We start from the raw sequence: 8,431 nt of genomic DNA on the forward strand, positions 1-8,431 counted from the left end.
GTGAGGGTGGCGTTGGCGTGGGTAGTGTGGGGCATCGAGGGCCTTCCGGTCCGGTGGTAGATGTCGCAATCCACACCGATACCGGAGGCCCTCTTCGTGTGTGTCAGGCGGGGTGGGTGTTACCAACCTCCGTGGTCAGTACACCTAGGGCGCCCCGGACACCCCGGACGTCCCAGGCCTCTCAAACGTCTCGGGCATCCCGAGCGCCCCGAGCATGCTGGGCGTCCCAGACGCCCCAGGCGCACCAAAAGCCCCGATCCGGCCCGCTACCGGAGCAGGGCGCCCGCGGCGCGCAGGGTCCCGTCGCGCAGGCCGGTGAGGCGGGTGGCGGTGGCGAGCCGGCTCATCGCCCGGGAGGCGCGCACGACGCGGCCCGCCGGGCGGCGGCGGGCCCGGTCGTAGCGGGCCAGCCCTTCGGCGGCGGTGGGCGCCTCGCCCAGGGCCCGGGCCAGGGCGGCGGCGTCCACCAGGGACTCGCAGGCGCCCCGGCCCAGGTTGGGGGCCATGGCGTGGGCGGCGTCGCCGATGAGGACGTGGCGCCCGTGCGCGTAGGAGGCCGGGGCGGGCAGGTCGTAGAGGGTGCGCCGGTCGACGGCGGTGCCGGGCAGGGCGTCCAACACCCGCGCGACGCCCGCGTGCCAGCCCCCGTACAGCCGGCGCAGCAGGGCGACGGGGTCCGCGTCGCGGTCGGGGGCCAGGTCGGCGCGCATGGCCGCGTACCAGTTGATGGTGCGGCCGTCCATGGGGGTGGCGCCGAAGATGCGGCCGCTCCCCCAGGTCTCGGTGAAGTCCGCGACGTGGCCGGGCACGGCGCCCCGGTAGGCGACGGTGCCCAGCCGCCGGGAGTCGGAGGCGCCGGGGAAGGCGCCGCGGCGGACCGCGCCGTTGAGGCCGTCGGCCCCGACGACCACGTCGAATCCGGACGTCCCCGTGCCCGCGGCGAGCTCCTCGGCGGTGACGGGGGTGTTCCAGCGGACCGTGTCGGCGGGCAGGGCGCCGACCAGGATCTCCAGCAGCGCGGAGCGGGCGACCAGGCGGGCGGTGGGGGCGCGCGCGTCCAGGCGCACGAGGGTGCGCCCGTCGGGGGCGGCCAGCCGCGCGGAGGTGGGGACGCTCCCGGTGGCGCGGACCCGCTCCCCCAGGCCGAGCAGGTCCAGGGCCTCCAGGGCCTGCGGCCACATGCCCAGTGCCCCGCCGATGTCGGGCGGGCCGCCGTGGCGTTCGCGCACCTGGACCTCCCAGCCGCGGTCCAGCAGGCCGCGGGCGGCGGCGAGCCCGGCGATGCCGCCGCCGACGATGAGTGCTCTACCGTTCATGGCCCCACGCTACTACGATCATAGTGTCACGTCACTACGAATATAGTGCCCTCATGTCGGAGACTCGCGAACGCGCCCTGGACGCCGCCATCACCCTGCTCGGCACGGGCGGCGTGCACGCCCTCACCCACGGCCGGGTGGACGCCGCGGCGGGCCTGCCCAGGGGTTCGTCCTCCAACCACTTCCGCACCCGCGACGCGCTGATCACCGCCGTCGTGGAGCGGCTGGAGGAACTGGACCGGCGCGACTGGGCCGCGATGGACCTGCCCGGGGAGCCGACGCTCGACCTGTTCCTGGACGCCGTCGCCCGGTTCATCGAGATCTCGGTGACCACCGACCGGGTCCGCACCGTGGCCCGCTACGCGCTGTCGGTGGAGGCCACCCACGACCCCCGGATCGCCGCCGCCCTGTCCCGGGGCGCCGCCCTCATCCAGGGGTGGGGCGCGGGCGTCCTCGCCGACCTGGGCGCGGCCGACCCGCAGGCCGCCATGCGCACCCTGATGGCCTACGCCGACGGGCTCATCCTGCGCGGGGTCACCCGCCCCGAGGTCGTCGAACCCCGGGAGCGGATGGCCGCCGTCGTCCGCGCCTGCCTGGACTGAACGCCGGGCCCGGCCCCTGGCGGGGTACCGGGCCCGGCCGGGCTCAGCCCTTGACCGCGCCCGAGGTCAGACCGGCCACGATCCGGCGCTGGAGCACCAGCGCGAAGACGATCAGCGGGATCGACACCAGCACCGACGCCGCCATGATCTGCCCGATCGGGTTCTCGTACCCGACGCGCTCGAAGGTGCCGATGAACACCGGCACCGTCTGCACGTTGAGGTCGCGGGGCGCGAACGAGAACGCCAGCAGGAACTCGTTGGTGGAGTACACGAACGTCAGGATCGCCGCCGCGCCCACCCCCGGCGCCGCCAGCGGCGCCACCACCCGCCAGAACGCCTGGAAGGGCGTGGCCCCGTCCACCTTCGCCGACTCCTCGATCTCCCGCGGGATGCCCGCGAAGAACGTGGCCAGGATGAAGATGGACAGCGGCAGGGTCAGCGCCACGTACGGGATCACCATGCCCGCGTAGCTGTTGAGCAGGTTGATCCCGGTCAGCGCGTTGAGCTCCAGGTACATCTGGTAGAGCGGGTTGACCAGTGCCACCGGCGGGAACAGCGTCGCCACCAGGGTGGCGGCCAGCAGCAGGAACCGCCCGCGCAGCGGCAGCCGGGCCAGCGCGTAGCCCGCCAGCGCCGCCACCGGGATGCAGATGAGCGTGGTCACGGCCGCCACGATCAGCGAGTTGCGCAGCGCGAACTGGAACCCCAGGCCGAAGACCTGCTCGTAGTTGTTCAGGCTGAACGGCCCGCGCAGGATGTTGGGGTCGGTGAGCGCCACCGACCCGGTGCGCAGGCTGGTCATGGCCATCCAGATGAACGGGAACAGGCACCACAGCAGCACCACGGCCAGGCCCAGCAGTTTGAGGGTGTTGACCAGGGCGGGCGGTGTGCCCCGGCGCGGCCGGTGCGCCTCCCGGACCGCCGCGCGGGCCTGGACCCCCTCCTCCGTGTTCGTCACCGCTTCACCTCCCGTGCCGTGTCCCCGACCATGTGCCGCCCCATCCGGGAGATGAACGCCAGGCCGACCACCATGACGATCACGAAGGTGACCGTGGACAGCGCGTTGGCGTACCCGAGCTGGGGTTCGGCGACCAGGAAGCGCTGCGCGTACACCGACAGCGTGGCCAGGGAGTTGGAGTACCCGGCGAACACGTACGCGAAGTCGAACATGCGCAGCGCGTCCACCGTGCGGAACAGCAGCGCCACCACGATCGCCGGGCGCAGCAGCGGCAGGGTGATGGACCAGAACCGCTGGACCACCCCGGCGCCGTCCACCTTGGCGGCCTCGTAGTAGTCCTTGGGGATCGTCTGGAGCCCGGCGAGCAGCAGCAGCGCCACGAACGGCGCCGTCTTCCACACGTCGGCGGCGATGATCCCGACCATCGACCACGCCGGGTCGCGCAGCCAGTTGATGTCGGCGCCCAGCACCGCGTTCACGAACCCGGGGTTGTGGTCGAACATGTACCGCCACACCTGCGCGGCGACGGCGGTCGGGATCACCCAGGGCACCAGGATGACGGCGCGGGTGATCCCGCGGCCGGCGAAGGCCTGGTGCATGATCAGCGCGAACCCCAGCCCGATGAGGAACTCCAGGGACACCGACGCCACCGTGAAGATCAGGGTGTTGAGCGCGGCGTTGTAGAAGCCCGGGTCGGTCAGGGCCCGCAGGTAGTTGTCGATCCCGATGAACTCCTGGGTGAACCCGCGGATGTTGTACAGGCTCATCAGGACTGCGTAGAAGACCGGAAAAAGCGCGATGACGGCCATGAAGGCGAACGAGGGGGTCAGGAAGATCCGACCCATCGCCCGTTCGCCCAGACCGTGCCGGATGCGCGCGTCCCGGCCGCGCACCGGTGTCCCGGTGCCCCGTGTCGCGGTCGTCATCGGCCTACTCTTGTTCGAGCGCGTCGTTGGCCGCCTGGTCCACCGCGTCCAGCGCGGGTTCGGCCTCGGTCTGCCCGATGAAGGCCGGGTGCAGGTTGTCCTGGATGACCAGCGACAGCGAGTTGTAGCCGGGCACCGGCGGCCGGGCGTGCGCCTCGGCGAGGATGTCGCCCAGCAGCTCGAAGTTGGGGTCCTCGGCCCCCTCGTAGGCGCTGAGCATGGTGGGCGGCAGGCTGTGGCCGGCCAGGATGCCCTGCGCCTCGGCGTCGGTGGCGGCCCACAGGACGAACTCGCGGGCCAGGTCCTTGTTCTCGCTCAGGGAGCTGACCGCGTTGTTGAGGCCGCCCAGGGCGCTGGTGCTGCCCTCGCCGTCGAAGGTGGGCAGCGGGGCGACCGCGAAGTTCCCGGCGACCGCGCTCTCCTCGCCGTCCTGGCCCTCCAGCAGGGGCACCGCGTAGGGCCAGTTGCGCATGTAAACGGCCTCGCCGGCCTGGAACAGGGCGCGGGCGTCGTCCTCGACCATGGAGTCGAAGCCCTCGGCGTAGAAGCCGCTGTCGTAGGCCTCGGTCATGAAGTCCAGCGCGGTGGTGGCGGCGTCGCCCTCCAGGAAGGTGCTCTGCGTCTGCCCCTCGTCGAACAGCTCGCCGCCGGCGGCCCAGAACAGCTCCAGGTAGTTGACGACGAAGCCCTCGTACTGGTCGCCCTGGCCGACGTAGGCGGAGATGCCCTCCTCCTCGGCGGCCTCCGTGCCGGTCTCGTACAGCTCGTCCCAGGTGGTGGGCGGCTCGTCGATGAGGTCGGTGCGGTAGTACAGGAAGGCCCCGTTGGAGGAGTAGGGCAGGGCGAACAGCTCCTGCTGCCACTGGGCGCTGTCGATGGCGCCGGGGAGGCTGACGTCGCTGATCTGCGGGCGCAGGTCCTCCAGGCTCTCGATGTAGCCGAACTCGGCGAACTCCCCGGTCCAGATGACGTCCAGGCCCAGGACGTCGAACTGCCCGGCCTGGCTCTGCAGGTCCTGGAACATGGCCTGGCGCTGCTCGTCCGCGGTGGGGGCCAGGAAGAACACCTCGACCTGCCGGTCGGGGTTGGTCTCGTTCCACAGCCGGGCGACGTCCTCGTGGATCTGCCGGTCGGCGCCGGTGACCGCCCACACGAACTGGGGGTCGTCGGCCAGCCCCGCGCTCTCACCGTCGCCCTCGACCTCCTCCCCCGGCGGGGATCCGCAGCCCGTGGCCAGGATCAGGGCGAAGGCGGCGGCACCGGCCGCGAACGCGCGCGCGCCGTGTGAGCGGCGCCATGACGGTATGGACATGACTCTCTCCTTCCGCGCCCGGCGGGGTGTCCGGCTCGCGAGGTATCGAGTTGTCTGGGATGTCATCCCCCCGAAATCTCTGTGGGGTCCATGTACCCCGAGTGTGAAGAGGTCAACAGGAATTCACAGGCCGGATCCGGGCACCGCCCCGACCCGAGCGCACGGCCCTTGCCCGCCCGCGCCCCGCGCTCGTAACGTGGACGTCACACCGGACGTGCCCGTGGCCGGAACCGGCCGGGCCGCCCCGGACACCAGCCGAGCGGGAAGGCGGCCATGGAACGGCAGGCCATGGAACGACAGTGGTGGCGCGACGCGGTCCTCTACCAGGTCTATCCCCGCAGCTTCGCGGACGGCGACGGGGACGGGGTCGGCGACCTGGCCGGGCTCACCGCGCGGCTGGGGCACATCGCGGGCCTGGGCGCGGACGGGATCTGGCTGTCGCCGTTCTACACCTCGCCCTGGGCAGACGGCGGGTACGACGTCGCCGACTTCCGGGACGTGGACCCGCGGCTGGGCGACCTGGCCGGGTTCGACGCCGTGGTGGGCGAGGCGCACCGGCTCGGGCTCCGGGTGATGGTGGACATCGTGCCCAACCACACCTCCGAGGAGCACCCGTGGTTCCGGGCGGCGCTGGCCGCCGCCGACGCCCCCGAGCGCGACCTGTACGTGTTCCGGCCCGGGCGCGGGGAGGCCGGTGAGCTGCCGCCGACCAACTGGCGGTCCACGTTCGGCGGCCCGGCGTGGACCCGGGTGGCCGACGGGCAGTGGTACCTGCACCTGTTCGCCCCCGAGCAGCCGGACCTGAACTGGGACCACCCGCGGGTGCGCGAGGAGTTCCGCGACGTGCTGCGGTTCTGGAGCCGGCGCGGGGTGGACGGGTTCCGCATCGACGTGGCCTACGCGCTGGTCAAGGACCTGGACCCGCTGCGGGACCTGGTGCTGGTGGAGGGCGGCCGGTTCGAGGACATCACGGCCAACCCCGACCACCCGTTCCTGGACCGGCCCGAGGTGCACGACGTGTACCGGGACTGGCGTCGGGTGCTGGCCGAGTTCGACCCGCCGCGGGCGACCGTCGGCGAGGTGTGGCTGCCGGGCGAGCGGCGGGTGCTGTACACCCGGCCGGACGAGCTGGACCAGGCGTTCAACTTCGACTTCCTGCGCACCCCGTGGGAGGCCGACGCCTACCGGGAGGTCATCGACTCCTCGCTGGCCGACGCACGCGCGGTGGGCACCGTGCCGACCTGGGTGGTGGGCAACCACGACGTGGTGCGGCCGGTGTCGGCGCTGGGCCTGCCGCCGGGGACCGACCACCGGCGGTGGCTGCTGGGCGAGGGCCGCGACCCGGCCGCCGACCTGGACCTGGGCACCCGGCGGGCGCGGGCGCTGGCCCTGCTGGAGCTGGCGCTGCCCGGGTCGGCGTACATCTACCAGGGCGAGGAGCTGGGTCTGCCGGAGGTGGCCGACCTGCCGGAGCAGGCCCTGGAGGACCCGCGATGGGTGCGCAGCGGCGGCACCGACCGGGGCCGGGACGGCTGCCGGGTGCCGCTGCCCTGGTCCGAGGACGGCCCGTCGTTCGGGTTCGGGAGCGGCGGCGCGTGGCTGCCCCAGCCCGCGGACTGGGGGCGCCGCTCCGCGGCCGCCCAGGAGCGGGACCCCGGCTCGATGCTGCGCCTGTACCGGCGGGCGCTGGAGCTGCGCCGGGACTTCTCCGACGACGAGTCCCTGGTGTGGGACGACAAGGCGAACCAGGGCCCGGTCCTGGCCTTCTGGCGCGGACCGCGGACCCTGGTGCTGGTCAACACCGGTGCCGAGCCGGCGGAGCTGCCCGAGGGGGAGGTCCTGCTGGCGAGCGGCCCGGTGGAGGACCACCTGCCCGGCGACACGGCGGTGTGGCTGCGCCGCTGAGCGGTCCCGGTCAGGCGGCGCGGGAGATGCCGGGGTCGGCGTGGATGAGGGTGAGGGCCGCGGTGCGGGCCACGTCGGCTGCCTCCGGGGAGCCGGAGATGGCGGCGGCGGTCTGCGCGCCCTCGGCGAGCAGCACCAGCTGGGCGGCCAGCGCCGGGGAGCCGCCGATCCGGCCGACCAGGTCCGCGGTGTAGCGCTGGAATGACTCCTTCTGCTCGCGCACGGCCAGCGCCACGCGGGTGGAGCCCGAGCCGAGCTCGCCGTAGGCGTTGATGAAGGCGCAGCCCCGGAAGTCGTCCTCGCGGAACCAGACGGCGAGGAAGTCGAACACGGCCAGCAGCCGGCCGGTGGGGTCGGTGGCGGCCTGCGCGGCCCGGGTGACGCCCTCGTTCCACATCCGTGACCGGCGGTCGAGCACGGCGATGACGAGGTCCTCCTTGGAGGGGAAGAGCTTGTAGATCCGCTTGAGCGGGAACCCGGCCCGCTCGCGCACCGCGTCCATGCCCACCGAGTTGACCCCGCGGGCGTAGAACAGCTCGTCGGCCGCCTCCACGATCTCGGTCCGGGCCTGCTCGTCGGTCATCCCTGCTGTCACTCCGTGTGCCCCCTTGCAATGAGAACGATCGTTCTCTAGTATAGCGGACCAAGGGGAGAACGGTCGTTCTCCCAACGGGGGCCGTTCCAGCGGGGACAGGCCCGACGGGGAAAGGCAGTGCCATGGCGTTCATCAAGGTCGGCACCGAGAACGGCACCGACATCGAGCTGTACTACGAGGACCACGGCCAGGGGCAGCCGGTCGTCCTCATCCACGGCTACCCGCTCAACGGCGACAGCTGGGAGCTGCAGGCGCGCGAGCTGATCAAGGCGGGCAAGCGCGTGATCACCTACGACCGGCGCGGCTTCGGCCGCTCCTCCAAGGTCGGCGTCGGCTACGACTACGACACCTTCGCCAACGACCTGAACACCCTGCTGGAGACCCTGGACCTGCGCGACGTGGTCCTCGTCGGCTTCTCCATGGGCACCGGCGAGCTGGCCCGCTACGTCGGCGCCCACGGCCACGAGCGCGTCGCCAAGCTGGCCTTCCTGGCCTCCCTGGAGCCGTTCCTGCTCAAGACCGACGACAACCCCACCGGCGTTCCGCGGGAGGTGTTCGACGGCATCGCCGCGACCGCCCGCGCCGACCGGTACGCCTGGTTCACGCAGTTCTACAAGGACTTCTACAACCTGGACGAGAACCTGGGCAAGCGCATCTCCCAGGAGGTCGTGACCGCCAACTGGAACACCGCCGTCGGCAGCGCCCCGGTCGCCGCCTACGCGGTGGTGCCCACCTGGATCGAGGACTTCCGCCGGGACGTGGCCGCGGTGCGGGACTCGGGCAAGCCCGTCCTGATCCTGCACGGGACCGCCGACAA

8 protein-coding genes are annotated in these 8,431 nt (G+C 72.6%); 3 read left to right on the top strand and 5 right to left on the bottom strand.

All coding sequences use genetic code 11. The features are described 5' to 3' along the window. Positions 1 to 266: 266 nt before the first annotated feature. Positions 267 to 1,316, bottom strand: a complete 1,050-nt coding sequence (locus ACJOT3_RS29230; RefSeq protein WP_406976353.1) for an FAD-dependent monooxygenase — start codon at positions 1,314 to 1,316, stop codon at positions 267 to 269. A 53-nt stretch (positions 1,317 to 1,369) separates the two neighbouring features. Here ACJOT3_RS29230 and ACJOT3_RS29235 point away from each other — a divergent pair, with 53 nt between their 5' ends. Continuing rightward, a complete protein-coding gene (locus tag ACJOT3_RS29235) occupies positions 1,370 to 1,918 on the top strand; it encodes a TetR/AcrR family transcriptional regulator (RefSeq protein WP_406976354.1) in 549 nt (182 codons plus the stop codon). Positions 1,919 to 1,961: 43 nt separating this feature from the next. Here the strand turns inward: ACJOT3_RS29235 and ACJOT3_RS29240 are convergent, their stop codons facing one another. The 3 genes from ACJOT3_RS29240 to ACJOT3_RS29250 form a co-directional block, all read right to left on the bottom strand. After that, positions 1,962 to 2,876 carry a carbohydrate ABC transporter permease gene (locus ACJOT3_RS29240; protein WP_406976355.1) on the bottom strand — a complete coding sequence of 305 codons (915 nt, stop codon included), beginning with the start codon at positions 2,874 to 2,876 and terminating at the stop codon, positions 1,962 to 1,964. Further along, positions 2,873 to 3,721: a carbohydrate ABC transporter permease gene (locus ACJOT3_RS29245; protein ID WP_406976360.1), complete on the bottom strand. Its 849-nt coding sequence runs from the start codon at positions 3,719 to 3,721 to the stop codon at positions 2,873 to 2,875. The genes ACJOT3_RS29240 and ACJOT3_RS29245 overlap by 4 nt, the downstream gene beginning before the upstream one ends. 85 nt (positions 3,722 to 3,806) lie before the next feature. Beyond that, positions 3,807 to 5,114, bottom strand: coding sequence for an ABC transporter substrate-binding protein (locus tag ACJOT3_RS29250; RefSeq protein ID WP_406976356.1), 1,308 nt, complete (start codon positions 5,112 to 5,114; stop codon positions 3,807 to 3,809). A 288-nt stretch (positions 5,115 to 5,402) separates the two neighbouring features. On the opposite strand from ACJOT3_RS29250, the gene ACJOT3_RS29255 reads away from it, so the two are divergent. Further along, complete coding sequence (locus ACJOT3_RS29255) at positions 5,403 to 7,019, top strand: glycoside hydrolase family 13 protein (protein WP_406976357.1); 1,617 nt, start codon at positions 5,403 to 5,405, stop codon at positions 7,017 to 7,019. A 10-nt stretch (positions 7,020 to 7,029) separates the two neighbouring features. Here the strand turns inward: ACJOT3_RS29255 and ACJOT3_RS29260 are convergent, their stop codons facing one another. Continuing rightward, positions 7,030 to 7,602, bottom strand: a complete 573-nt coding sequence (locus ACJOT3_RS29260; RefSeq protein ID WP_406976358.1) for a TetR/AcrR family transcriptional regulator — start codon at positions 7,600 to 7,602, stop codon at positions 7,030 to 7,032. A gap of 134 nt (positions 7,603 to 7,736) precedes the next feature. On the opposite strand from ACJOT3_RS29260, the gene ACJOT3_RS29265 reads away from it, so the two are divergent. Continuing rightward, positions 7,737 to 8,431: alpha/beta fold hydrolase (locus ACJOT3_RS29265; RefSeq protein WP_406976359.1), on the top strand; the 695-nt coding region annotated here is incomplete at its 3' end.

The organism is Nocardiopsis protaetiae (genome assembly GCF_045446735.1).
GTDB classification, from domain to species: Bacteria; Actinomycetota; Actinomycetes; order Streptosporangiales; family Streptosporangiaceae; genus Nocardiopsis; species Nocardiopsis protaetiae.